The organism is Pseudoalteromonas sp. ABV4_021 (assembly GCF_056159365.1).
The window spans coordinates 1853223-1879948 of sequence record NZ_JBSWVB010000001.1 but is presented as its reverse complement, the minus strand read 5'-3'; the positions used below and the strand labels follow the sequence as shown (position 1 = coordinate 1879948).

Sequence of the window (26726 nt, the reverse complement as noted above, 5' to 3'; positions counted from 1 at the left end):
AGATAAAAGAAGTGAGGGGGAGTGACTAACCGCTTTTACCTGCGGTTAAATCATTTAACCGCGTTAAGTACGACGTAGCAGGGCATTGACCGTGTTGGCCTGCCATGTATTCCATACTAGATGCGAGTTAAAGAGTGTCATTTGTTTTCAATGTAAGTATTCGTTTAAGAAGTTATAGAGTCGTTTGGAATGGGTATGAAGTCAAGCAGAAAAAAGGGTAATTAAATTACCCTTTATAAAACAAATGTAACAAGCTATGTAAGCGTTTAACTAAAACTTAGTTAATTGGCGCTAATAACGTCGGATTGGTTACTAACTGACGCACGCCATGCGCGTGATCTTCTTCAAATACATTCGCTTCACACCATTTACCTATAGTGTTGATGTTCAGCTTTGCACATTGTGGACGCACATTCCAAGTAACTTGAAGTGGTGAACATGACTTTTCGCTAAAGCTTGGGCCTGTAGTTGAACCTAAAAACTCAACTGGCGCACCCGTGTTATGTGGAATATGTTTAGCTTGGTGATAACCGTTAACGACATTGCCGTCGTAGCTTAAGTCGTTAAAATCTAGTGCATCGTCATCATTTACTAAGGTAAATACTTGAGTTTCTACGCGTAGGTCTGGGTTTGCACATTTTTCACTTAAACATGAACCTAAACCTTTACCCGGTTTAACATCACATGAGGTGTGTACCCAGTGCACTTCAATGGTGTCACCCGGTTTTAAGCCTTTACAAATTTTACCTTTTGGCGCTTTTAATTCAGCGGCACTAAGTGATTTTGATACATTACATTGGTAACCACCATATTTACCGTCTCCTGCAAATAAAGAAAAATCTTTTGCTTTGTGTTCGGCATTTTTATGGAAGTGGATATTACATAAGTTAAGCTGTTCTTTAGCTGGTGCTTTGCTGAAAATCACTTTATTTTCGCCAGCTAGGTTATCAATATCGCGTGGTGTTTGCGGACCAAAGCCCTCACAGGTATCGGCAAGTGTTGTCGTGGCGAAGCTTAATGCGATGGCTGAAAAAAGTGCTTTTTTTATCATTATGGTTTCCCTTAAAAAGTTGTGTCGGCATACGTAACGCACTTATACCGCTGCAAAAGCATTGGCTTTTGGCAAATAGGCGGTGGTGGCAACGTATGGTTCTTTTTCAGGGGAGCGCGAGTGTAGCACGGCGTTTATGGCTTTTTGTGAATTTAATGATTTTTTTAATTGTTTTTTATTTAACATTATCGCAACAATAAAAGCTTGATAAGAGGTTGCTTATTGACTTATGGAAGCTTATAATCCTCACCATATTTTTAGTCGTGCACTGCGTGACTAATTAAGTAGTCATTGGCGCGGGATGGAGCAGCCTGGTAGCTCGTCGGGCTCATAACCCGAAGGTCGTCGGTTCAAATCCGGCTCCCGCAACCAACTACCTGTTACTTTTGTAACTTGCGCGCATTACTTAATGCGCGTTTTGCGTTTAGGCAAAGAGTATTTGCCTAATTTGGTTTTCGACCCGCACCAAGCTTGGCCAACGGCCACACAGATTAGTTTTTGATGTGACGCCCCGCTTGGTTCGGGGCGTTGTTGTATCTGAAACGCTAGAAGTTGGGGCATATGCCCTTTTTTTGTTTGTACGGAGAGATGTTGTGACTAAACTCGAACAAGATTTAATAGCGATGTTTGAGCCTACCATTGAAGATATGGGCTTTGAATTATTGGGCTTAGAGTTGGCGCAAGCGGGCCGCAATTCGACGCTGCGCGTGTATATCGATCATGAAAACGGCGTAAATGTAGATAACTGTGCCGATGTCAGCAGACAAATTAGCGCTATCTTAGACGTTGAAGATCCGATAACGAATGAATTTAACTTGGAAGTATCTTCGCCAGGCATTGACAGACCATTATTTAAACCAGAACACTTTGTTAAAGCCACAGGTGAAGAAGTGCGCTTACGCACTAAGCTTCCACAAGACGGTCGCCGCAATTTTAAAGGCGACTTAACCCAGGTTAATGGCGATATGATTACGCTTAACATCGACGGTACGGATTGTATGATCATGTTATCGAATGTTGAAAAAGCGAACATCATCGCTAAGTTTTAATCGTGCGAAAGGAATAGGGCAAGCGAGGCAAGAAGATGGCAAAAGAAATACTTTTGGTGGCAGAAGCTGTTTCGAATGAAAAAGCAGTACCACGAGATAAAATTTTTGAAGCACTAGAGTTCGCACTAGCGACAGCGACAAAGAAAAAGCACGAAGGTGATATTGACGTACGTGTAAGTATCGACCAAAAAACAGGTGAATACGATACGTTCCGTCGTTGGATGGTGGTAGAGCCACAAGAAGACGGCAGTTTAGAGAATCCTTTCCGCGAGATTACGTTTGAAGCTGCGCAGGTTGATGAACCTGAAATCCAGCTTGGCGATTTTGTTGAAGAACAAATTGAATCAGTTAAGTTTGACCGTATTACAACACAAACAGCGAAGCAAGTAATCGTACAGAAAGTACGTGAAGCTGAGCGCGCACTAGTTGTTGAAGCATACAAAGATCAAGAAGGTGAGATGATCACCGGTGTTGTTAAAAAAGCAACGCGTGATGCAATCGTACTTGATTTAGGTAATAACGCGGAAGCGGTAATTTACCGTGATGACATGTTACCACGTGAAAACCACCGTCCGGGCGACCGTGTACGTGGTTTACTTTATGCAGTTAAGCCAGAAGCACGCGGCGCACAATTATTTGTAACGCGTTCTAAGCCTGACATGCTTATTGAACTTTTCCGCATCGAAGTGCCAGAAATTGGCGAAGAGATGATTGAAATTAAATCTGCAGCGCGCGATCCAGGTTCACGTGCCAAGATTGCGGTTAAGTCAAACGACAAGCGTATTGATCCAGTAGGTGCGTGTGTGGGTATGCGTGGTGCACGTGTACAAGCCGTCTCAACTGAGCTATCAAACGAACGAATTGATATTGTGCTTTATGATGATAACCCAGCGCAATACGTAATTAACGCAATGGCACCTGCAGAGGTAGCGTCAATTGTTGTTGATGAAGATTCGCGTTCAATGGATATCGCAGTAGAAGCCGATAATCTAGCGCAAGCGATTGGCCGTAATGGTCAAAACGTACGTTTAGCAAGCCAATTAACTGGCTGGGAACTAAACGTAATGACAGTTGAAGATATGCAGAAGAAAAATGAAGAAGAGTCAGACAAGCTGATCTCATTATTCACTGAAGGTCTGGATATCGATGATGATTTCGCACAGTTCTTAATTCAAGAAGGCTTCTCTTCACTTGAAGAAGTAGCGTATGTGCCAGTAGCTGAATTCCTTGAAATCCAAGGTTTAGATGAAGCAACGGTTGAAGAACTTCGTGAGCGCGCAAAGGCTGCGTTAACTACGCAAGCACTTAAAACAGAAGAGTCTCTAGAAGGTTCAGAGCCGGCAGAAGACTTATTGGGCTTAGAAGGCCTAGATCGTCACCTCGCATTCGTAATGGCGAGCAAAGGTGTAGTTACCCTTGAAGATCTTGCAGAGCAAGGTGTGGACGAACTTGTAGACATTACTGAACTAAGCGAAGAACAAGCGGGTGAGCTAATCATGGCTGCACGTAATATTTGCTGGTTTGGCGACGAATAATTATTGACGGAGGTAAAGTAAATAATGGCAGAAGTAAGTATTGATAAACTCGCCAGCGACATAGGTACAACTGTTGATAAACTAGTGCAACAGTTTAAAGACGCTGGAATTGAGAAATCTCCGTCAGATCAAGTTACTGAAGATGAAAAGAATCAGTTGCTAGATCATTTAAGCCGCGCACATGGTGGTGAAGGTACAAGTGCACCAACGCGCATGACGTTACAGCGTAAGAGCAAAAGTACATTAAGTGTGCCAAGTGGCTCAGGTAAAGCAAAGTCAGTGCAAGTAGAAGTACGTAAAAAGCGCACTTATGTTAAGAAGAGTGCACTAGAAGAGCAGGCGGCTGAGCAAGCAGCAGAGCAGGCACGTATCGAAGCTGAGCAACAAGCACAGCAAGAAGCAGAGTTAAAAGCAAAGCAAGAGGCTGAATTGAAAGCGAAGCAAGAAGCAGAACGCAAAGCAAAAGAAGAAGCTGAGCGTAAAGCAAAAGCAGAAGCGAATGCTGAGCCAAAAGCAAAAGCACCTGAAGCACCTAAGATGACCGCTGAAGAAAAAGCGGAAGAAGAGCGTCTTCAACGCGAAGCTGAAGAAGCGGCGAAGCGTAAAGTTGAAGAAGAAGCAAAGCGTGCTGAAGAAGAAGCAAAGCGTTTAGCAGAAGAAAACGAAGCGCGCTGGAAAGCGGAAGAAGAAGAGCGTAAACGTCGTGAAGAAACGGCGGATTACCACAGCACTTCATCTGAAGCAGCGCGTCTTGCTGAAGATGAGTCTGACATGAAAGAAGAGCAGACTGCACGTCGTTCAGGCAAGAAGAAAAAGAAAAAAGAAGATGCACCTGCACCACGTGGTAAAGGTAAAGCAGGTAAAAAAGGCAAGCTTAAAGCACCTCAGTCACTGCAGCACGGTTTCCAAAAGCCAACGCAAGAAGTAACGCGTGACGTTCGCATCAGCGAAACAATCACAGTAGCAGAACTTGCTTCTCGTATGGCGGTTAAAGGTACTGAAGTTATCAAGACCATGATGAAGATGGGCGAAATGGTAACAATTAACCAAGTACTAGACCAAGAAACAGCATCGCTTGTTGCTGAAGAAATGGGTCATAAAGTGGTATTGGTTAAAGAAAACGAACTGGAAGAAAAAGTACTTTCAGATCGTGGTGCAGACGGCGAACAAGCGCCACGTGCACCAGTTGTTACTGTTATGGGTCACGTTGACCATGGTAAAACATCAACACTTGACTACATCCGTTCTAAGAACGTAGTAGACGGTGAAGCCGGTGGTATTACACAGCACATTGGTGCATACCACGTTGAAACTGACAACGGCATGATCACCTTCCTAGATACTCCGGGTCACGCAGCGTTTACCTCAATGCGTGCACGTGGTGCGAAAGCAACGGATATCGTAGTACTTGTAGTTGCAGCAGACGATGGCGTAATGCCACAAACAATCGAAGCGGTACAGCACGCGAAAGCAGCTGAAGTACCACTGATTGTTGCAGTGAACAAAATCGATAAAGAAGGCGCTGATCCAGATCGCGTTAAAAATGAGCTTTCACAGCACGATGTAATCCCTGAAGACTGGGGTGGTGATGTACAGTTTGTTCATATCTCTGCGAAAGTAGGTACTGGTGTTGATGATTTATTAGAAGCAATTCTAATGCAATCAGAGCTACTTGAGCTAACAGCTGTTCATGAAGGCATGGCATCGGGTGTGGTGATTGAATCACGTCTAGATAAAGGTCGTGGTCCTGTTGCTTCTGTACTTGTTCAAGCGGGTACGCTTAAGCAAGGCGATATCGTACTGTGTGGTTTAGAGTACGGCCGTGTTCGTGCAATGCGCGACGAAGATGGTAAAGAAATTAAAGAAGCGGGTCCGTCAATCCCTGTTGAGATTTTAGGTCTTTCAGGTGTGCCAGCGGCTGGTGATGAAGCAACAGTTGTTAAAGACGAGCGTAAAGCACGTGAAGTTGCACTTTACCGTCAAGGTAAATTCCGTGATGTGAAACTTGCACGTCAGCAGAAAGCGAAGCTTGAAAACATGTTCTCTAACATGACCGAAGGTGATGTGTCTGAAGTGAACGTCGTACTTAAAGCAGACGTACAAGGTTCTGTAGAAGCAATCTCTGATGCACTTGTTAAGCTTTCTACAGATGAAGTTAAAGTGAAGATTGTTGGTACCGGTGTTGGTGGTATCACTGAAACTGATGCAACACTTGCAGCAGCGTCAAACGCAATCGTTGTTGGCTTTAACGTACGTGCCGATGTATCAGCACGTAAAGTAATCGATAGCGAAAACCTAGACTTACGTTACTACAGCGTAATCTATGACCTTATCGATGAAGTTAAGCAAGCAATGTCAGGTATGCTTGCACCAGAATTCAAGCAAGAGATCATTGGTCTTGCAGAAGTACGTGACGTGTTTAAGTCACCGAAAATTGGTGCAATCGCTGGTTGTATGGTTACTGAAGGTCTTGTTAAGCGCAATAACCCAATTCGTGTTCTACGTGATAACGTTGTTATCTACGAAGGTGAACTTGAATCACTACGCCGCTTTAAAGATGACGTTCAAGAAGTTCGTAACGGTATGGAATGTGGTATCGGTGTTAAGAACTACAACGACGTTAAAGTTGGTGACCAAATCGAAGTATTTGAAGTTGTTGAAGTTCAGCGTAGCCTGTAACTTTCACTTCAATAATTAGATAATTCTTTGGGGGCTTTATGCCCCCTTTATGCTATTTTCTCAAATAGTATTTAAGAGGAATAAGAAAAGTTTATGAGAGAATTTTCTCGTACAGATAGAGTGGGTCAACAGATCCAAAAAGAAGTGGCACTTATTTTACAACGTGAAATTAAAGATCCACGTCTTGGTATGATCACTGTGAGCGCAGTAGAAGTATCACGTGATTTATCGTACGCCAAAGTGTTTGTTACAACGCTTAATGATCACGACGAAGAAAAGTCAAAATTGATCATGAAAATTTTAGGCGAAGCACAGGGCTTTGTACGTTCATTACTTGGTAAACGTATTCGCGCACGTATTGTGCCTGAAATTAAGTTCGTAATGGATACTTCATTATTAGAAGGTATGCGCATTTCGAATTTAGTTGATCAAGTAATTCGCGACGACAACGAAAAGCGTGGCGATGAACCGCAAGAAGGTCAAGAAGACTAATGGGGCGTAGGCAAAAAGGTCGTGCTATTGACGGCATTTTACTGTTAAACAAACCAACTGGCATCTCATCAAGTAAAGCACTGCAAATTGCCAAGGGCATTTACTTTGCGCAAAAAGCAGGACATACCGGTGCACTTGATCCACTGGCAACAGGCATGTTGCCAATTTGTTTTGGTGAAGCGACCAAGTTTTCACAGTTTTTGTTAGACACTGACAAAACCTATGTAGTGCGTGCTAAGTTGGGCGAACGCACTGACACCTCAGACTCAGATGGCGAAATTGTTGAAACTAAGCCAGTTAATATCACTAAGCAGCAGTTAGTTGATGCGGTGAAATCGTTTGAAGGCGAATCAGACCAATACCCATCGATGTACTCGGCGCTGAAATATGAAGGCAAACCTTTATATTACTACGCAAGACAAGGCATCGAGGTTCCGCGTAAATGCCGTAAAATCAACGTGTTTAGTTTAGCCCTAGACGAAGTTGATTTTGACAATAATGAAATTCAAATGACCGCGCATGTGAGTAAAGGCACTTACATTCGCACTATTGTTGACGATTTAGGTGAAAAGCTTGGCTGTGGCGCACACGTTATTATGCTGCATCGCAGTGCCGTGGGTCATTATCCGGCTGAACAAATGATGACGCTTGACGAATTGCAGGCGATTCTTGATGACGCCAAAGCAAATGACATCACACCAAGCGAAAAGCTTGATCCATTATTGTTACCAATGGATACCGCATTACATGGTATGACAGAAGTGATGGTAACCGATGGTCAGGCGAAAGCGTTTAGTCATGGTCAAGCGGCAACTATGCCAAACCTACCCGACGGTGAGTTTAAAGTCATCCGTCAAAGCGACAACCGCTTTATGGGCATTGGTGAACGCAATAGTGACGGCCAACTTAAGTCTAAGCGTGGATTATCTAACGCTTAGCAATAAAGTATTTACTGCTACTTGTAGTAATTTTAAATGCTGGTAGAATACGCCAGCTTAAACGCTTTGGCTGAATTAGTGATCGGCTAAAGTAAATTCAATTAACTCACTAAATTTTGGAGTCTAACAATGCTAAGCATTCAAGAAAAAGCTGAAATCGTTGCTAAATTTGCACGCGCTGAAGGCGATACTGGTTCACCAGAAGTACAAGTTGCACTTTTAACTTTCGATATTAACAAGCTTCAAGGTCACTTCGCTGATCATAAGCACGATTTCCACTCACGTCGTGGTCTTCTTCGCAAAGTAAGTCAACGTCGTAACCTTCTTGACTACCTAAAGCGTAAAGACGTTGAGCGTTATTCAGCGCTAATCAAAGAGCTTGGCCTACGTCGCTAATCACTTTGATGCCAAAAAAGCAGCTTCGGCTGCTTTTTTTGTGTCTGAAATTCGTGTTTATACGTTTTAAAATAAAGCTTCATTCAAAGAAGTAAGAGTAGTGCTTGTAAGTCAACGTACTTTCATAAACCCGCTTCTTGACACCCTAAAGCGTAAAGACGTCCGGCGTTATTCAGCGCTAATCAAAGAGCTTGGCCTACGTCGCTAATCACTTTGATGCCAAAAAAGCAGCTTCGGCTGCTTTTTTTGTGTCTGAAATTTAACAATATATAAGATTAACGCCTTGCCATTTGGCATAAAAAAGCATGACATAGGCTGCTTTTTTACGCTGCGACACTACCATCTTTCGCGCTATGCAGTATACTAGCGCACAAGTGAAATGCTTGGTGCTAAACAACGCTAAATCATTCACTTAATAAACTGATGCCAATTGTAGTAGTTAATCGATTTTGCTCGCTTAATTTATCGTCAAATACGATTAACTACTGTAATTGGTGTTATTCAAATAGCTATACAAAATAAAGGATTTTTTAATGCAACCAATTATTAAAAAATTTCAGTTTGGTCAACATGAAGTGACCTTAGAGACGGGCGCAGTTGCTCGTCAGGCAGATGCAGCAGTTATCGCGAGCATCGGTGATACAGCAGTACTTGTATCAGTAGTAGGTAAGCGCGAAGCGGCACCTGGTCAAGATTTCTTCCCACTAACAGTTAACTACCAAGAGCGTATGTACGCTGCTGGTCGTATCCCTGGTGGTTTCCTTAAGCGTGAAGGTCGTCCGAGCGATGGCGAAACACTTACAGCACGTCTAATTGACCGTCCAATCCGTCCACTTTTCCCAGACGGTTTCGTAAACGAAGTACAAGTAATTGCAACGGTTGTTTCAATTGACCCAGAAATCAAGCCTGACATCGTAACGTTAATCGGTACTTCGGCAGCGCTAGCTATTTCAGGTATTCCATTCAATGGTCCACTTGGTGCAGCGCGCGTTGGTTATATCAATGACCAGTACGTACTTAACCCATCAGCAACTGAGCTAGTTGAAAGTAAACTAGACCTAGTTGTTGCAGGTACTGAAAACGCAGTGCTTATGGTTGAATCAGAAGCTGAAGTGCTTTCTGAAGACGTGATGCTTGGCGCGGTTGTTTACGGCCACGAGCAATCACAAGCGGCGATTCAAGCTATCAAAGAATTCCAAGCTGAAGCGGGTAAGCCAGCATGGGATTGGACAGCACCAGAGAAGAACGTAACACTTGCTGATAAGATTGCAGCAATTGCAGAAGAAAAAGTAGGTGCAGCTTACTTAATCACTGACAAAGTAGCGCGTAAAGAAGCGATTTCAGCTGCTAAAGCTGAAGTAGTTGAAAAATTAACTGCAGAATTAGCTGAAGACGAATCACTAGACGAACAAGAAGTTGGTAAACTATTCGGTTCTCTAGAGAAGAAAATCGTACGTGGCCGCATCATTGCTGGCGAAAAGCGTATCGATGGTCGTGAACCAGACATGGTTCGTGCACTAGACGTAATGACGGGTGTACTTCCACGTACTCACGGTTCAGCCATCTTCACTCGTGGTGAAACGCAAGCACTTGTAACAGCAACACTTGGTACAGAGCGTGACGCACAAATGATCGACGACCTAACAGGTACTAAGACTGATCGTTTCATGCTTCACTATAACTTCCCTCCATACTGTGTTGGTGAAACGGGTTTTGTAGGTTCTCCTAAGCGTCGTGAAATCGGTCACGGTAACCTAGCTAAGCGTGGTATTGCAGCAGTAATGCCAAGCCTTGAAGAATTCCCGTACTCAGTTCGTGTGGTTTCAGAAATCACTGAATCAAATGGTTCTTCTTCAATGGCATCAGTGTGTGGTACTTCACTTGCGCTTATGAATGCAGGTGTACCAACTAAAGCGTCTGTAGCTGGTATCGCAATGGGTCTAGTGAAAGAAGGCGACGACTTTGTTGTTCTTTCAGACATCTTAGGTGATGAAGATCACTTAGGTGATATGGACTTTAAAGTTGCGGGTTCATCAGAAGGTGTAACTGCACTACAAATGGATATCAAGATTGAAGGTATCAACAAAGAAATCATGCAAATCGCGCTTAACCAAGCAAAAGCGGCTCGTATGCACATTCTTTCTGTAATGGACCAAGCAATCGACAAGCCAAGCGAAGAACTTTCTGAGTTTGCACCGCGTATCTACGTTGTAAACATTCCGCCTAAGAAAATTGCTGATGTTATCGGTAAAGGTGGCGCAACAATCCGTGCACTTACTGAAGAAACGGGTACAACAATCGAAATCGAAGATGACGGTACAGTTAAAATTGCTGCAACGAATGGCGAAAGCGCACGCGCTGCAATTGCACGTGTTGAGCAATTAACTGCTGAACTAGAAGTAGGTACTATCTACTCTGGTAAAGTTGTTCGTATCGTGGACTTCGGTGCATTTGTTAATGTACTACCAGGTAAAGATGGACTAGTTCACATTTCACAAATCAGTGAAGAGCGTGTAAACAACGTTGCTGATCACCTAAAAGTAGGCGATGAAGTACAAGTTAAAGTACTTGAAGTTGACCGCCAAGGCCGTGTTCGTCTAAGCATTAAAGAAGCGCTTAAGAAAGACGATGCACCAGCTGAAGCAAACGCTGAAGAAAAAGCATCAGAAGAATAAGTCGACTAAATAAGACTTAGCGATAAAAAAGGGGCTGAATAGCCCCTTTTTTTATGCTCTAATAGCAGAGCAGTTAATTTTAAGGATAGATTTTAGTGAATAAATTGAAACGGCTTCTTGCAACTTTAGCGATAGGCGCGAGCCTAGTCGGCTGTCAGGCGACAAATGATGTTGAACAGGGCGACCACCCGGTTGTGAATGTGCCTTTTGCTGGTCCATTACAACACGACTTCCGTAAAGAGTTGGAAATTGCACGTATTAATCAAGCGCTAAATAGCCCTGAAATTACCACCGAGCAACGTGCTGCACTGCACCATAAACGCGGTGCACTCTACGATAGCGTTGGCTTATCAACACTTGCTCGCCTTGATTTTAACTATGCCTTAAAGCTAAAGCCTGATTTTGCTGAAGTGTATAATTTTACTGGAATTTACTACACCTTAGCGATGCAGTATGAACAAGCCTATGAAAGCTTTGATGCGGTAATCGAGCTATTACCAGAACATCAGTATGCTTATTTAAATCGTGGTATTGCACTTTACTACGGTTCGCGTCCTGATTTAGCAGAGCGCGACTTAAAAAAATTCTTAAATGCTGACGATAGCGATTCATATCGCGCTGTATGGGTTTATTTAGCAACGCGAGAAGTAGATGCAACGCGCGCGCTTACCGAGTTACAGCAACATGCTGAAAAACTCGATAAATCTCGTTGGTCGTATCAGCTTGTACAATACTTTTTAGGTGAGCTAAGCGAGCGCGATTTACTACTAAACGTGCAAAAAGACTTAACCAGTCACCGTGAGTACTTAGAGCGTTTATGTGAAGCCTATTTCTACCTGGCAAAAGATGCCGTAGCCGATAATAAACCGCTTAAAGCGGAAGATTATTTTAATTTGGCAATGGCTACTAATGTGTATGAATTTGTTGAATATAAATATGCTCGCTTAGAGCTACGTTTACTATATAGTGACGAGCAAACACCTGACGAAATACAGTGAAGTGGTTAATTGTCCTCTTTTTAAGTAGCTTACTTTCTTCAAGTTACTGTTATAACGAAAAACGCCTGCTACAGGCGTTTTCTGCTTTTCCTAACCCGCATTATGCAACCTTGGCAGAGCGCGCAATATTGCCAAATGTGCAAACGTATCACCATTCAATCGCTCATTTACGCGTTTACGCCAATAATCAAAATGCCGATGCGATGGCGCTGCTTGCCAACGAATTTTCAAGTAACCAACATTTGTACCAGTCGACTTTAATTAATGCGGCAAAGCAGGGCTCACTGATTGCAAGAGAACAATTAGCCGCGCATTATGAAAAAGCAGAGCAGTGGCAAGCGCTGCATGATTTCCCTTGGCCGCTAACATACAAACAACAGAATCGCGCTGCGATGGCACTTGGTTTACCGCTTGCGGCAGCAGCGCATCAATTAGCGCCGACTTATGAAAACGAGCAATGCACACAGAAGATAATGCTGGCGGTAACAGATTTAAAGGCTTACAACCAGGTCACTGAGCTAAAGCAACGCTTCGAAAATGCCTATTCGCTGCCTGTGTGTTTAAGTCAGCCTGTTTATTTTGATCGTTCTAAATTGCAATGTGATGGTACAGTCGGTCAGCGTATACGCTGTGAAATACGTGATAAAAACGCGTTTGCACAGCTTTCGTACGATAAAATCGCGTTTTTTAGTGAAATGGGTATTGCAAACGCGTCGGGTAACTTTGTTTTTATGCGTTCTCAACAATCAGAGCGCGTATTACTGCATGAATTAATGCACTTGTATGGTTTTATTGATGAATATCCACTTAAAAAACAACTGGCAAAACGACTGTGCAATGTGACGAAACCAACTCGCATTGCTAAAAACGTAATTGTTGTGCCAAAGAAAAAAGAAATTGCCAGCACACTAAAAGTTGAAGGGCACACTTGGTATTTAACCAACACCTGTAATCAGGCCGAAGGGCAGGCTTACAAGCCGGTTAAATCAACCTCAAACTTAGAGCTGCTTGACCTGCCACTACCAAATTTATACGAAACTTGGCTAAAACAAGCTATGAGCCAATTTAACAGCTTGTAGCTAAAAGATTTACATCCTTTTTCAATAGTCTTTATTTAGTATTTACACTATATTTATTAAAACTGCGAAATGGCTTGTTTTGTGTTCAATTACATACGCTTAATCTAGACACGATAGGCGTTTTTAACGTATAAATATAAAAATGTATGCATAGCGCAATCACGCGCGGCTACGCAACTTACTTGCTAGCATAACTCACGCTTTAACCTTGTTGTAAAAACAGGGAAAAGCCAAAGGATAAAACTATGTCATTAATGTGGATACCTGTGTTATCCCTATTAGGCAGCTTATTTGCAGCGACGACGAATAAACTTTCGCGTACCTACGCTGCATTATCAATTGCAATATTTCCGGTTGTAGCGCTTGCCATTGTTCTTTATCACACATCAGCTGTGCTCGATGGCAATGTGCTAAGAGAAAGTGTGCAATGGATCCCGCTGCTTGGAATTAATCTCAGTTTTCGACTTGATGGATTAGCGCTTCTTTTCTGCCTAATGATTTTAGGCATTGGTTTGCTAATTATTTTGTATGCGCGCTACTACCTCAGTAGTAAAGATAATATGGCGCGTTTCTATACTTTTCTAATGCTGTTTATGACAGCAATGCTTGGCATTGTGTTGTCTAACAACGTCATTCAAATGTGGGTGTTCTGGGAACTTACTAGTATTAGCTCATTTTTATTAATCAGTTATTGGTGGCATACATCCGAAGCGCGTCAAGGCGCGCGCATGGCACTTACCATAACTGGTGGCGGTGGTTTAGCCTTGCTAGCAGGTCTGATTTTAGTCGGTAATATTGTTGGCAGTTACAATCTTGATGATATTTTAAATAACGGCCACATAATTAAAGAACACGCGCTTTATCCTGTTACATTAATCTTGATTCTTCTAGGTGCCTTTACCAAATCGGCTCAGTTCCCATTCCATTTTTGGTTGCCACATGCGATGGCCGCACCGACTCCGGTTAGTGCGTATTTACACTCGGCGACTATGGTAAAAGCAGGTATCTTTTTACTTGCGCGTTTTTATCCAGCGCTTTCGGGTACTGAGCTGTGGTTTGCTATTGTCACTTTGACCGGTTTAGCGACCTTAATTGTCGGCGCTTACGTAGCGTTATTTAAACACGACTTAAAAGGTTTATTGGCGTATTCAACGATTTCGCATTTAGGCTTAATTACCTTATTACTTGGTTTAGATACTGAAATGGCGGCGGTTGCTGCGATTTTCCATATTATTAACCATGCAACCTTCAAAGCGTCTTTATTTATGGCAACCGGTATTATCGACCATGAAACTGGCTCTCGCGATATGCGTAAGCTAAATGGCTTATGGAAGTATTTACCTTATACCGCAACGCTCGCTATGGTTGCCGCAGCGTCAATGGCGGGTGTGCCGCTGCTAAACGGTTTCTTATCAAAAGAGATGTTCTTTGCTGAAACGCTGCATCAACACGTGCTTGGCTCTATGTCTTGGCTTATTCCGGTACTCGCAACCTTAGCAGGTGCGTTTTCGGTGGCGTATTCAATGCGCTTTATTCACGATGTATTCTTTAACGGTGAGCCGGTTGGTATTAGCAAAGAAATTCATGAGCCGCCACGCTACATGCGTGTGCCAGTAGAAGTACTTGTGGCACTGTGTATTATCGTTGGTATGTTCCCGAACTTTGTTGTCGATTCGCTTCTGGCGAGTGCATCGCTAGCGGTGATTGGCGACGGTAGTTTGCCACAATACAGCTTAGCAATTTGGCATGGTTTGAATTTACCACTGCTGATGAGTTTCCTTGCCGTAACCATTGGTTTATTAATTTATTGGCAGCGCAAGTATTTATTCCAATTTAACGCCTCGTTACCCGATGTGGACCCTAAATCGGCATTTTTAAATGCGCTAGATAGCATTGCGACAGTGTCTGAAAAAATAATGTACCGTATGGAAACGGGTTCACTACAGCGTTACATTGCTTGGTTGTTGGTGACCGTTTTGGTGTTTGCAGGTATTCCACTATTTGACATGTTGGAACTAGCAGGTGACCAAACGCCGCAACCAATCGACCCGCATAATGTGATTGGCGCAGGCTTACTTATTGTTGGTGCAGTTGCGACTGTAATTTGCCACCGTTCACGTATGACATCGTTATTAATGATTTCGATTGTAGGTTTAATGGTATCGGTAGCGTTTACACGTTTTTCTGCGCCTGATTTAGCACTGACGCAGTTAACGGTAGAAGTAGTGACAATTGTTCTGCTGATGTTGGCATTGTTTTTCTTGCCACATCGCACACCAAAAGAGTCAACGTCGCTGCGCCTTGTTCGTGATGTGGGTATCGCATCGGCGGTAGGTGTGATCATTGGTTCTATCTGTTATGCAATTATGACCCGTCCGCTTAATTCAATTTCACAGTTCTTCGTTGAAAACGCGAAAACCGGCGGCGGAGGTACTAACGTTGTAAACGTGATTCTGGTTGATTTTCGTGGTTTTGATACCTTAGGCGAAATTACCGTGTTAGGTATCGCAGCGTTGGGTATCTACAAATTGTTACTTAACTTACCACTCTTTATGCCAGCGAGTGATGGCGAAGGGCGTCCGTGGGCAATTGAGCGTTACCCAATGCTACTTGCCAGCATTTCTCAAGCATTATTGCCATTAGCACTTATGGTAAGTGTGTATATTTTCTTACGCGGTCATAACTTACCAGGTGGTGGATTTATCGCCGGCTTGATTACCGCGATAGCCATGATTTTACAATACATTGCACGTGGTTCAGATTGGATCTATGAGCGACTAGATATTAATTACCGTAAGATAATTGCATTCGGTATTGCGATTGCTTTTGTAACGGGTATTGGTAGCTGGTTCTTCGACAGACCATTCCTGACGTCTTGGTTCGATTACTTTGATATTCCGTTTATCGGCAAAATTGAACTAGCAAGTGCAATTGCATTTGATTTAGGTGTTTATTTAACGGTAGTAGGTGCAACCTTAATGATTCTAGCAAGCCTAGGTAAACTCACATTAGCTAGCCAACCGAAGGAGGCAAAATAATGGAAGTACTCTATGCAACGTGCGTTGGGGTGTTATTTGCCTGCGGTGTATTTTTAATTTTACGTGGCAGAACCTTTCCTGTGGTGTTAGGGCTTACTATGATGTCGTACGGAGTTAACCTGTTTCTTTTTGCATCAGGTCGAATTCACAGTAACAAGGCTGCAGTATTAGGTGAATCAGCGCAATATGCAGATCCTCTGCCACAAGCGCTGGTACTGACGGCCATTGTAATTGGCTTTGCGATGACGGCATTTGTGGTGATTCTTGCCATACGTGCACGCGCAGATTTAGGGCATGACCATGTACATGCGCGTTTCCCGAAGATTAAAGGCAAGGAGTAGTATACGTGCCACATTTTGTATCTTTGCCCGTTTTAGTGCCGATGCTGGCTGGTATTTTATTATTACTACCACCATCGGGGAAAAACTTACAAGCGCGACGCATTGTTTCAAGCATTATGGCACTGCTTACTCTTGCAGTAAGCGGTTATATGCTTAACAATGCGCTGTCAGGGGAAATATTTGTTTATGCTATCGGTAACTGGCAAGCGCCTTTTGGCATTGTATTAGTTGCCGATGTGATGTCATCTCTGTTAGTGACACTGACATCGTTTCTTGCACTGATTTGTGTACTTTATTCACTGTGTGGTGATGATGAAGCTGGTAGCTTTTTCCACCCACTATTACATTTTTTATTGTTAGGCGTGAACGGTGCATTTTTAACGGGTGACTTATTCAACCTCTTCGTATTCTTTGAAGTCTTACTGATTTCATCGTACGCATTATTGATGCACAGCTCCGATAAGCACAAAACGCAGTCTGCGTTACATTACGTGGTTTTAAACTTGGTAGGCTCAAGCGTATTCTTGGTTGCGCTCGGTATTTTATACGGTGTGTTAGGTACCTTGAATATTGCAGATATGGCGGCAAAAGCGGCGCAGTTATCGGGCGATGACCGAGCACTATTAAATATTGGTGGCATGCTGTTACTTATCGTGTTTGCACTTAAAGCAGCAGTGATCCCATTGCAATTTTGGCTACCAGCAACGTATGCATCGGCACTGCCAGTGGTTGCCGCGTTATTTGCGATTATGACCAAAGTTGGTATTTACGCGATTATTCGTGTTTATCCAACAATTTTTGTTGATCCAAATGATGCAAGCACCCATATCGCACAAGTGTGGTTATGGCCTGCGGCAATTATCACATTAGTTATCGGTATTTTGGGCGTACTTGCCAGTAAAGACCTTCGTATGATTGTGGCAAATCTTGTTATTGTATCGATAGGGACGTTAATTGCTGCTGTAGCATTTAATACGCCAGGCGCCATTGCGGCAGCACTGTATTATTTAGTGCATTCAACATTGGTGACAGCGGGCTTATTTTTACTAGCAGATGTAATTGGTAAACAGCGCGGTAAAGTTAGTGTACGTCTTGTACCAGCCAAACCAATTGGGCAACCTATTTTATTGGGTACCAGCTTTATTGTGTTTGTGCTTGCTGTGGTTGGTATGCCACCGTTTTCAGGATTTATTGGTAAAGTCTGGCTATTACAAGAAGCCCTCAAAGTTGATAAAGCAGCTTGGTTCTGGGCAGTTTATTTGGTGGTGTCTCTACTCGTATTGGTAACACTTACACGCGCAGGTTCGCAACTATTCTGGCGTCATAACGGGCAAGAGCCGTCAGAGACAAAGGCAACGAGCTGTCAGTTAGTGGGCGTCATTAGCTTACTGCTTTGCTCGCCACTATTGAGTATTTTTGCAGGGCCGATCAGCGAAATTACCACGCTTGCCGCAACACAAGTATTCGATACCCTTGGCTTGCAACAAGCTGTATTAGGAGGCAAGTAAGATGCGTTTTGAAGCTCGCTTTAGTCTTTTTCCAACACCATTTCGAAGCATTTTATTGTTTTTTGTCTGGTTACTGCTAAATAACAGCTATTCGCTCGGGCATATCGTGTTAGGAGCTATTCTAGCTACAGTTATTCCACTTGCAACGCTACGCTTTCGTGAACCTCAGCCGCTGATTATGCGCAAGTGGCTTGCGTTTAAGCACTTTTTATTGGTGTTATACGATATTGTTACCGCCAATGTGCAAGTCGCATTTTTGATTTTAGGGCCAATTAAAAAATTGCGTCCGGCGTTTGTAAAAGTACCGCTTGATTTAACTCATGAAATGCCAATCACCATATTAGCGAGCACCGTTTCCTTAACACCAGGTACTGTGAGCGCTGAGGTATACCCATTTCCTGAGTCGTTAGACGAGGGTGAAGAAGTGACACAGCGCTATTTGCTGATTCATGTTCTTGACTTAGATGACGAAGCAGAACTAATTGCGACGATTAAAAGCCGTTACGAAGCACCGCTTAAGGAGATTTTTCAATGTTAAGCACCGTTATATTAATTGTATCGGCAATGATTGGCGTGTCACTGTTACTTAATTTATGGCGCCTAATTCTTGGGCCATCTGTGCCAGATCGCATCTTAGCGCTTGATACCATGTATATAAACAGTATTGCGCTTATTGTATTGTACGGCATTAAAGTGGCGTCAGAGCTTTATTTTGAAGCAGCATTGTTGATTGCTATGCTCGGGTTTGTCAGTACGGTGGCAATTTGTAAGTTTCTTTTACGCGGCGATATTATAGAGTAATTATTATGGCAGAGATTATTGTTTCACTACTGTTGTTATTAGGCGGCGTGTTTATTCTAATCGGTTCAATTGGTATGAACCGGATGCCGGACTTCTTTATGCGTTTACATGGTCCAACTAAGGCAACTACGTTGGGCATGGCGGGTGTGCTGATTGCTTCTATTGTTTATTTTAGTGCAATCGTTAATGAGCCAAGCGCGAAAGAAATTTTGATATCGATCTTTTTACTGATCACGGCACCAATCAGTGGTTATATGCTAATTAAAACGGCAATTCACCACGGATTAAAAGCTCACAAAGGCACTAAAGGTGCAGAAAACATCGAAGAAGATTAACACCTTTACATACAAGGCATTAAAAAAGACGCATTATGCGTCTTTTTTATTGGGCAGATTAAACGTGAATAACCCACGTTTTAATTGTTGAGTTTCAGTAGCAGATTATTCGCAGTTTAACGCTTATTTTAAGCTGCTAAAAATCACTAAGTTTGCTTAAATTAAACAAACTCAATTTATGCATCTGGGTTGCATAAAAATCTAAGTTCTAAAATGCTACTTAAATGATTAAGGGGGAAAACTATAATTTGGTTGGCAGTTTTTCCTCTCGGAGCAAATAATAACCAAGTTGTTTGCCTTTTAAAAACGATGATTTATAATGCGTTCAGATAAAAAAAACTAATGAATACGTCATCAGGTTGTCATGTCGAGAAGATTGCCCCCGCTAAACTCACTCAAAGCGTTTGAAGCAGCCGCCCGTAATTTAAGCTTTACCAAAGCAGCAGACGAGCTGTTTGTTACGCAAGCCGCTGTAAGTCATCAAATTAAAACCTTAGAAGAACACCTAGGCTTAAAATTATTTTTAAGGCGAAATCGCTCACTGTTACTAACAGAAGAAGGGCAGGCATATTTTCTCGATATTAAAGAAATATTCACTCAATTGGTTGATGCAACAGAAAAACTATTGGCGCGCGGCGCAAAAGGGTCGGTTGCAGTAAGTTTAACCCCGAGTTTTGCGATTCAATGGTTGGTACCAAGGCTGCAAGCCTTTAATGAATTGCACCCTGAGATTGATATTCGTATTAAAGCGCAAGATTTAGATGAAAACTCTTTAACCGATGATGTTGACGTGGCGATTTATTATGGTCGTGGTCATTGGAGTGGCGTACAAAGTCACAAACTTCATACCGAATATTTAGTGCCATTATGCAGCCCGTTATTGTTAAACGGGCCCAAACCGCTGGCAGAGCCAAACGACTTACAACACCATACATTGCTCCATGATATGACACGTAAACCTTGGAAAAGTTGGTTCAAAACGTTGGGCGTTGCTAATTCGCGGGTAAATCAGGGGCCTATTTTTAGTCACTCTTCAATGGTATTGCAAGCCGCGGTGCACGGGCAGGGTATAGCACTGGTAAACAGTGTTTTAGCCAAGCCTGAAATCGATTCTGGGCGGTTGATAGTGCCATTTAGCCATCACTTAGAAAGTAAAAATGCCTTTTATTTAGTGCTGAGAGAGTCGCAGTCTGAATTAGGTAAAATTGTGGCATTTAAAGAGTGGATGCTCAGCATGGTAGAAAAAGAACAGATTGAGGCAGGTTTTAATGATTAATTGGGTAAATGCAGATAAACCTATCGCGCAATTGATTTTGGCGCACGGTGCTGGTGCAGGCATGGATTCAGAGTTTATGGTCACCATGGCCAGCAATTTAGTGAAATTAGGCGTCACTGTTGGCTTATTTGATTTTGAGTATATGCAGCAAGCCAAATTAGAGGGCAAAAAACGCCCGCCGCAACGTGCACCAAAACTATTAGCCTATTTTGAAAGCATACTTGCAGAGGTTGATGCTAACTTACCTTTATTTATTGGCGGTAAGTCAATGGGCGGACGAATGGCATCAATGTTGGCGTGTGAACAAAGCGTCAAGGGCGTTATAGCTTTTGGTTACCCGTTTCATCCACCGGGCAAACCAGAAAAGCTTCGAATCGAACATTTTCCTGATCTCAACGCGCCACTTGCAATAATTCAAGGTGAGCGTGATACCTTTGGTAAAAAAGATGAGGTAGAAAGTTATCCAGTATGCGATAATGTGCACACTTTTTGGGTCCCTGATGGGGATCATTCATTAGTACCACGAAAAGCGAGTGGTTTAACCCAACTGCAAAATTGGCAAACAGCAGCCGAAATTGCATCTCAGTTTATCGCAAAACAACTATGAACAGGTTTAGCTTAGCAGCAGGTGGCATTTTTTGTGCCCTCGCCGTGATGTTAGGTGCGTTTGCAGCACATGGATTAAAATCAATAATCAGCCCAGTGATGGTAGCGGTGTTTCAAACCGGTGTTGATTATCAGTTTATTCACGGTTTAGCGTTAATCTTGTTTGGATTGCTGGGAAACAGCGGGTACAAATTAAAGTGGGCCAGTATTTTTGCCATTGTAGGCATTGTGTTTTTTAGTGGCAGTCTATACTTGTTGGCAACAACGGGTATAAAGATTTTTGGCCCAATAACGCCACTTGGTGGCGTATGTTTTATTGTGAGTTGGTTATTGTTTACCGTTTCGGTTATTAAGCATAAACCAGCTCAAGTTAAGTAAGTGAGAGAAATGTCTGCGATTGTAATTTATTGTCGTCCGGGTTTTGAAAACGATTGTGCCGCCGAGATAAGCCACCATGCCGCACTGCGTGAAATTGGTGGATTTGTAAAAGCAAAAGATAACAGCGGTTATATCACCTTTAACTGCTACGACCCGTTAGAAGCCGAAGTAGTTGTGCGTAAGCTGCCATTTAAAGAAATGGTATTCGCGCGTCAGTGGTTTGTTGGTCAATTGGTTGACAAAATGCCGATTGAAGACCGCGTTTCAGCTATCAGCGAGGCGGTTAGCGAGTTTCCACTGTGTGGTGAGCTGCGGGTAGAAACGCCAGATACCAACGATGGAAAAGAGCTGCAAAAGTTTTGTAAAAAGTTATCCGTTCCACTACGCAAATCGTTAGTGGCGCAAGAAACCTTACTTGCAAATGAAGTGAAAAACCGCCCTGTTTTACACGTAATGTTTTTATCAAATAGCGCTGCATACGTTGGTTTTTCTTATAGCTATAACAATTCACCATTTTATATGGGTATTCCGCGTCTGCGTATGCCAAAAGATGCGCCAAGCCGCTCAACGCTTAAACTTGATGAAGCGTTTCATGTATTTGTACCAAAAGATGAGCATGAGTCACGTCTGCAACCGGGTATGCGTGGTGTTGACTTAGGTGCTTGCCCAGGTGGCTGGACGTATCAGTTAGTGCGCCGTGGCATGATGGTGCAAGCAATTGATAACGGCCCTATGGCTGAGTCATTAATGGAAACAGGCCAAGTTAAACATAAGCGTGAAGATGGCTTTAAATTCCGTCCGGATAAGCGCAATATTGATTGGCTAGTATGTGATATGGTTGAAAAACCAATTAAGGTCGCTAACTTAATGATTGATTGGGCGGTAAACGGCTTTGTAAAAGAGCAAATCTTTAACTTAAAGCTGCCAATGAAAAAACGTTTTGACGCGGTTTATCAGTGTTTAAACTTAATTCATGAAGAGCTGACTAAGTACAACATCAAGTATGAACTGCAAGCAAAGCAGCTATACCATGACCGTGAAGAAATCACAGTACATATTCAAATCTTAAAAGTACCGCAAAACGTTTATAGTTAATCGCTACGGGTACTTAAATCAAAAAAGGCTGCAATTGCAGCCTTTTTAGTGAGCGCTATATGCTACGCGCGGTAATTGATGCGATAGTTTTCAACAAATAAACGCGTTGCTCCACATACGGCTACCGGCATTACAATTAAGTTAACGATTGGCACCATACTAAAAATTAATACAGCACTGCCAAAACCGTAACTTAAGCCCTGTTTTTGCTTTAAGTGCTGACGCGCTTCAGTAAACGGTATTTTGTGATTATCAAACGGGTAATCAATGTATTGTACGGCAAACATCCACGCGCTAAATAAAAACCACATCACTTGACCAAACACCGGAATAAACAACAGTAAAATTAAAAATAACAAAGCTTTTGGTAAGTAGTACATCAGTTTTGCCAATTCACGGCCCAGCATACGTGGTACGTCTTTAAGTAAATCAGCTAACCCATCGTCGTTAACGCGTTGCCCTGTTAAATACAGCTCGACCTTTTCACTTAATAAGCCGTTAAATGGTGCGGCGATAAAGTTAGTGATAACTGTAAACACCATGGAGTAGATAAACAACACCAGCAATAGTGCAATAGGCCATATTATAAATTCTAACCAAGATAGAAAGTCAGGCAGGTAGCCATTGACGTAGTTAACGCCTTGTTCAATCCAACCAATAATAAAAAACAACGAGCTACCAAATAGCACCAAGTTAATTAGTAATGGGATCAGCACAAAGCGTTTTAATCCTTTTTGGCTGATTAAACTAAAGCCCGATAAAAAGTATTCGAACCCTTTTCCTAATTGCATGGAAAACTCCAATAAAACAATAACTCACCTTAGCGATTATAATAAGCCGTAGACTCCCTTTAAACCAGATTTTGTTGTTAAGCGTTACAAGTTGTTTCAATTAGGGTAAATCTGATAAAGTTGGCCTTTAATTTTCTTACTATTTAGACAATCAAATAAGAATAAAATGCGTCTAGCCTCAATTAAGCTCGCGGGTTTCAAATCGTTTGTAGAGCCAAGCAAAATTCCATTTCCTGATCAAATGACCTGTGTTGTTGGTCCAAATGGCTGTGGCAAATCAAACGTCATCGATGCTGTGCGATGGGTATTAGGCGAAAGCTCGGCTAAAAACCTGCGTGGCGACGCCATGACAGACGTCATTTTTAATGGCTCAACAGAGCGCAAACCAGTTTCACAAGCGTCTGTTGAATTATTATTTGATAATACTGAAGGACGTTTACCCGGCACGCTTGCTTCACGTAATCAAATAGCCATTAAACGTTTAGTTACCCGTGAAGGCGTATCACAATACTATCTAAATGGTGAAAAATGCCGTAAACGCGATATCACGGATATTTTCTTGGGTACCGGACTTGGCCCACGCAGTTATGCGATTATCGAACAGGGCATGATCTCGCGTTTAATTGAAAGTAAGCCACAGGATTTACGGATTTTCCTAGAGGAAGCGGCTGGCGTTTCTAAATACAAAGAAAGACGACGCGAAACACAAACGCGCTTAAACAGCACGCGTGATAACCTAGAGCGTTTGCTTGATTTACGCACCGAACTTGAAAATCAACTCAATGTGCTAACAGAGCAGGCAGAAAAAGCGCGCACTTACACCACGGCTAAAGCCAAAGAGCGTACCTTAAAAGCACAAATATGCGTGCTTAAATGGCAAGCACTGCAACAAAAACTACTCGAAAGCGAAGAAAAGCTGGCGCAAATTAATGAGCAAATTGCATTTCTTAGCGAAGCGCACAGCGGTCATGATGATGTGATTTCGGCATTAAAACTAGCAATCGAACAAGCTAATGACATGGTGAATGATGCGCAGCATCAAGAATATCAGCTGCGCAATAAGTTGGCGCGCGACGAACAAGATAAAGTGCATAAGCAAAGCCAAAAAACTCAGCTAAGCCAACGCATCGCGCAGTTACAAACACAGTATCAGCAAATCCAGCAAGAGCAGCAGCAAACAAAGCAACAGTTTGATGACATTAGCGAACAAGTTGCGTTTTCAAACGAAACGCTTGGAAGTACCGCAGAACAGTTAGAAATCAGCTTACACAAATACGAAGAACAAAAAGTACAGCAAGAAACCAGTTATAGCGCTTATCAAGCATCCTTGTTGGAAAACCAAACGATTATAAAAGAGCAAACTGAGCAGCAAAAAGCACTGTCTGCATTAAATGTTAAATACGCGCAACTGTCAGAGCAACAAAGCGCTTGCCAGCAGCGCCAAAGCCAACTGAAATCAGAGCGTGAAACACTTGAGCAGCAACTGGAAGCTATTGATTTAACACAAGCAAAAACCCTCGTACAACAAGCCGAAGCTGAATGTGAAAGCGCAAATATTCAGTTACAACAAGCGCAAGATGTGCTTGCTCACAAACATACAGCAGCGAGACAAAGCGAGCAAACCTGTAATGATTTAGCGGCAAAACAAGCGGCGCTTTTAACGGTTGTCGGTGAAAACACACAGAGCCAAGCAGGCTCGCCGACGCTAGTCTCTAAGCTTAGTGTCGATAAATCTTGGCAAGTGGCAGTTGAAGCAAGTTTGTTTAATTTAAGCCATGCGCATGTTAGCGCGCAGTTCGAAAATGAATGCAAAACCCCCAGTATTTGGCCGCAAACACACCATTGCGCAAATGGATCACTGGCTGAGAAAATCACCAACGGGCCTATCCCACAATACTTTAATGCGATTGCTGCCGTTGAAAATATCGATACGTTAGAAGATGATTTTTGGTCAGGGCCATTTTTATTTGCGGTGGATCGGCGCGGCGATTTACGCGGCGCTAACTGGTGTATTCCCTGTGAGTTTGATAGTGAAAGTTCACACATCGTAAAACACCAGTTATTAAAAGACATAGAAAAAGCGATACCCGCGGCACAAAGCGAACTCGAAAGTGCGCAAAAAGCGCTTACTGCAGAGCAAAAAAAGGTTGATGAGTTGCGTGTTGTTTCAACACAAAAGCAACACGCGTTATCATCATTAATGCAATCACTCACACAAAAACAAGCAGAACATAATTTTGCTAGCGAACGTTTAGCGGCTATTGCGAAGCAATGTGACGAAACACAAAATGAGCTAGCGGCATTGGTTACTCAACTTGAGGCTGTAGGTAATGAACAAGCGCCGTTGACTGCGCAATTAACTAAAGCCGAAACACGCCTCAGTGATTTAAAACAGCAACAAGAATCCTTAGAAGCGGATTATCATAATGCCAAACTGGTTACTAGGCAGCTTCAAAATGCCTATGAAAATGAGAAAAATCAGCATCATAAGCAACAATTACATTTAGAGAGTGTAAAAAACCAAGCAGCATTATGTGAGTCCAAATTAGGCCAGTTTTCATCACGCTTTAGTGAGCTTAACGAGCAACTTGAAGAAGCAAAGTTTACACTTGAAGACATTCAACCGCCGCTGGTTGAACTTGACGAAGCTATTGCGGAACAGCACCTTATGCTTGAGTCGCTTATCGAGCAAAAATCGCAAAAGCAGCGCAATCTAGATGATGCGAAAGAGAAATTAAAGCAAGCCGAGTCGGGCATTGGTACTGAGCAGCAAAAGCTCGACAACCTGAAACAACAAAAACAAAACATTATACTTGAACAACAAGGGTTTCAGCTAAAATCGGAAGCGGCACTGTCACCGCTTGCAGAATTAAACACACAGTTAAAAGACGTGATTGCAACGCTTCCTGAAGATGCCAAACTTAATAGTTTACAAAGCCAATTGAACAAGGTGTCGAGCGATATTGCTGGATTAGGTGCAATTAACCTAGCGGCGATAGAAGAATTTGATAAAGCATTTGAGCGTAAAAATTATCTTGACCAACAATATGATGATTTAATCAGCGCGCTTGATACATTAGAAACGGCAATCGTTAAAATAGACCGAGAAACCAAACAGCGCTTTAAAGCGACATTTGACCAAGTGAACAATGGTTTGCAGAACTTATTTCCAAAAGTATTTGGCGGTGGTTCAGCGTATTTAGAGCTGACATCAGACGATTTACTTGAAACGGGGGTGGCAATCATGGCGCGTCCTCCAGGTAAGAAAAATGCGACGATTCATTTACTCAGTGGTGGTGAAAAAGCACTGACAGCATTGTCGTTGGTTTTTTCTATTTTTCAGTTAAATCCAGCACCATTTTGTATGTTAGATGAGGTAGATGCGCCGCTCGATGATGCCAACGTTGGGCGTTTTTGTCGTTTAGTGGAAGAAATGTCACAAGACGTGCAATTTGTGTATATTAGTCACAATAAAATCGCCATGGAAATGGCCGCGCGCTTAACCGGTGTCACCATGGCTGAGCCAGGTGTTTCTCGCGTGGTTGCAGTGGATATTGAAAAAGCGTTAGAAATGTCAGAATCCGCTTAGCTTTCGGTATAAATTATCAGCAACTAGTCTTATCTGTGCACTTTGCATAAGATAAGCGGTTGAAATTAAGTGCCGC

At 42.6% G+C, this 26726-nt stretch carries 22 protein-coding genes, 1 tRNA gene and 1 pseudogene; 22 read left to right on the top strand and 2 right to left on the bottom strand.

All coding sequences use genetic code 11. From position 1 onward, the window contains the following. Positions 1-277: 277 nt before the first annotated feature. Positions 278-1051, bottom strand: a complete 774-nt coding sequence (locus ACXAFE_RS08875; RefSeq protein ID WP_475151445.1) for a delta-class carbonic anhydrase — start codon at positions 1049-1051, stop codon at positions 278-280. A gap of 295 nt (positions 1052-1346) precedes the next feature. On the opposite strand from ACXAFE_RS08875, the gene ACXAFE_RS08870 reads away from it, so the two are divergent. The 21 genes and pseudogenes from ACXAFE_RS08870 to rlmM all read left to right on the top strand — a co-directional run bounded on the left by ACXAFE_RS08870 (position 1347) and on the right by rlmM (position 22270). Beyond that, a tRNA-Met gene (locus ACXAFE_RS08870) sits at positions 1347-1423 on the top strand. Positions 1424-1644: 221 nt separating this feature from the next. Then, positions 1645-2100 (top strand): ribosome maturation factor RimP, encoded by a 456-nt coding sequence (gene rimP, locus ACXAFE_RS08865; protein ID WP_010559786.1) that lies wholly within the window; start codon positions 1645-1647, stop codon positions 2098-2100. 35 nt (positions 2101-2135) lie between these two features. Beyond that, positions 2136-3635 (top strand): transcription termination factor NusA, encoded by a 1500-nt coding sequence (gene nusA / locus ACXAFE_RS08860; RefSeq protein ID WP_475151443.1) that lies wholly within the window; start codon positions 2136-2138, stop codon positions 3633-3635. Between the two features lie 24 nt (positions 3636-3659). After that, the gene (gene infB / locus ACXAFE_RS08855; protein ID WP_475151440.1) at positions 3660-6314 is read left to right on the top strand and encodes a translation initiation factor IF-2; all 2655 of its coding nucleotides are present in this window, start codon (positions 3660-3662) and stop codon (positions 6312-6314) included. Positions 6315-6407: 93 nt separating this feature from the next. After that, positions 6408-6806 carry a 30S ribosome-binding factor RbfA gene (rbfA, locus tag ACXAFE_RS08850; RefSeq protein WP_010559789.1) on the top strand — a complete coding sequence of 133 codons (399 nt, stop codon included), beginning with the start codon at positions 6408-6410 and terminating at the stop codon, positions 6804-6806. Further along, on the top strand, positions 6806-7744 hold the full coding sequence (truB, locus tag ACXAFE_RS08845) for a tRNA pseudouridine(55) synthase TruB (protein ID WP_475151436.1): 939 nt from the start codon (positions 6806-6808) through the stop codon (positions 7742-7744). The genes rbfA and truB overlap by 1 nt, the downstream gene beginning before the upstream one ends. A gap of 129 nt (positions 7745-7873) precedes the next feature. After that, positions 7874-8140: a 30S ribosomal protein S15 gene (gene rpsO, locus ACXAFE_RS08840; protein WP_010559791.1), complete on the top strand. Its 267-nt coding sequence runs from the start codon at positions 7874-7876 to the stop codon at positions 8138-8140. 103 nt (positions 8141-8243) lie between these two features. Continuing rightward, positions 8244-8348 (top strand): annotated as a pseudogene (locus tag ACXAFE_RS08835) (30S ribosomal protein S15); the annotation flags it as partial. Between the two features lie 325 nt (positions 8349-8673). Next, positions 8674-10815 (top strand): polyribonucleotide nucleotidyltransferase, encoded by a 2142-nt coding sequence (gene pnp / locus ACXAFE_RS08830; RefSeq protein WP_475151430.1) that lies wholly within the window; start codon positions 8674-8676, stop codon positions 10813-10815. Positions 10816-10910: 95 nt separating this feature from the next. Then, a complete protein-coding gene (gene nlpI / locus ACXAFE_RS08825; RefSeq protein WP_010559793.1) occupies positions 10911-11813 on the top strand; it encodes a lipoprotein NlpI in 903 nt (300 codons plus the stop codon). Beyond that, the gene (locus ACXAFE_RS08820; RefSeq protein WP_475151426.1) at positions 11810-12892 is read left to right on the top strand and encodes a hypothetical protein; all 1083 of its coding nucleotides are present in this window, start codon (positions 11810-11812) and stop codon (positions 12890-12892) included. The genes nlpI and ACXAFE_RS08820 overlap by 4 nt, the downstream gene beginning before the upstream one ends. A 245-nt stretch (positions 12893-13137) precedes the next feature. Continuing rightward, a complete protein-coding gene (locus ACXAFE_RS08815) occupies positions 13138-15930 on the top strand; it encodes a monovalent cation/H+ antiporter subunit A (protein ID WP_237129434.1) in 2793 nt (930 codons plus the stop codon). Further along, positions 15930-16271, top strand: coding sequence for a Na+/H+ antiporter subunit C (locus tag ACXAFE_RS08810; protein ID WP_010559796.1), 342 nt, complete (start codon positions 15930-15932; stop codon positions 16269-16271). The genes ACXAFE_RS08815 and ACXAFE_RS08810 overlap by 1 nt, the downstream gene beginning before the upstream one ends. A 5-nt stretch (positions 16272-16276) precedes the next feature. Continuing rightward, a complete protein-coding gene (locus ACXAFE_RS08805; protein WP_475151422.1) occupies positions 16277-17779 on the top strand; it encodes a monovalent cation/H+ antiporter subunit D in 1503 nt (500 codons plus the stop codon). Between the two features lies 1 nt (position 17780). Then, positions 17781-18317 carry a Na+/H+ antiporter subunit E gene (locus ACXAFE_RS08800; protein WP_010559798.1) on the top strand — a complete coding sequence of 179 codons (537 nt, stop codon included), beginning with the start codon at positions 17781-17783 and terminating at the stop codon, positions 18315-18317. Then, complete coding sequence (locus ACXAFE_RS08795) at positions 18311-18580, top strand: K+/H+ antiporter subunit F (RefSeq protein ID WP_010559799.1); 270 nt, start codon at positions 18311-18313, stop codon at positions 18578-18580. Before ACXAFE_RS08800 ends, ACXAFE_RS08795 begins: the two co-directional genes overlap by 7 nt. Before the next feature lie 2 nt (positions 18581-18582). After that, the gene (locus tag ACXAFE_RS08790; protein ID WP_475153600.1) at positions 18583-18915 is read left to right on the top strand and encodes a Na+/H+ antiporter subunit G; all 333 of its coding nucleotides are present in this window, start codon (positions 18583-18585) and stop codon (positions 18913-18915) included. A 364-nt stretch (positions 18916-19279) separates the two neighbouring features. Further along, complete coding sequence (locus tag ACXAFE_RS08785) at positions 19280-20191, top strand: transcriptional regulator GcvA (protein ID WP_010559801.1); 912 nt, start codon at positions 19280-19282, stop codon at positions 20189-20191. Beyond that, entirely contained in the window at positions 20184-20798 is a 615-nt protein-coding gene (locus ACXAFE_RS08780) for an alpha/beta family hydrolase (RefSeq protein WP_475151418.1), read from the top strand. The genes ACXAFE_RS08785 and ACXAFE_RS08780 overlap by 8 nt, the downstream gene beginning before the upstream one ends. Further along, the gene (locus tag ACXAFE_RS08775) at positions 20795-21175 is read left to right on the top strand and encodes a DUF423 domain-containing protein (RefSeq protein ID WP_475151416.1); all 381 of its coding nucleotides are present in this window, start codon (positions 20795-20797) and stop codon (positions 21173-21175) included. Before ACXAFE_RS08780 ends, ACXAFE_RS08775 begins: the two co-directional genes overlap by 4 nt. Before the next feature lie 9 nt (positions 21176-21184). Continuing rightward, positions 21185-22270: a 23S rRNA (cytidine(2498)-2'-O)-methyltransferase RlmM gene (rlmM, locus tag ACXAFE_RS08770; protein ID WP_054980080.1), complete on the top strand. Its 1086-nt coding sequence runs from the start codon at positions 21185-21187 to the stop codon at positions 22268-22270. A gap of 62 nt (positions 22271-22332) precedes the next feature. On the opposite strand, the gene cysZ is transcribed toward rlmM, so the two are convergent. Then, positions 22333-23061: a sulfate transporter CysZ gene (gene cysZ, locus ACXAFE_RS08765; RefSeq protein WP_475151413.1), complete on the bottom strand. Its 729-nt coding sequence runs from the start codon at positions 23059-23061 to the stop codon at positions 22333-22335. Positions 23062-23227: 166 nt separating this feature from the next. Between cysZ and ACXAFE_RS08760 the strand changes: the two genes are divergently transcribed. Then, positions 23228-26650 carry an AAA family ATPase gene (locus ACXAFE_RS08760; protein WP_475151409.1) on the top strand — a complete coding sequence of 1141 codons (3423 nt, stop codon included), beginning with the start codon at positions 23228-23230 and terminating at the stop codon, positions 26648-26650. Positions 26651-26726: the final 76 nt, after the last annotated feature.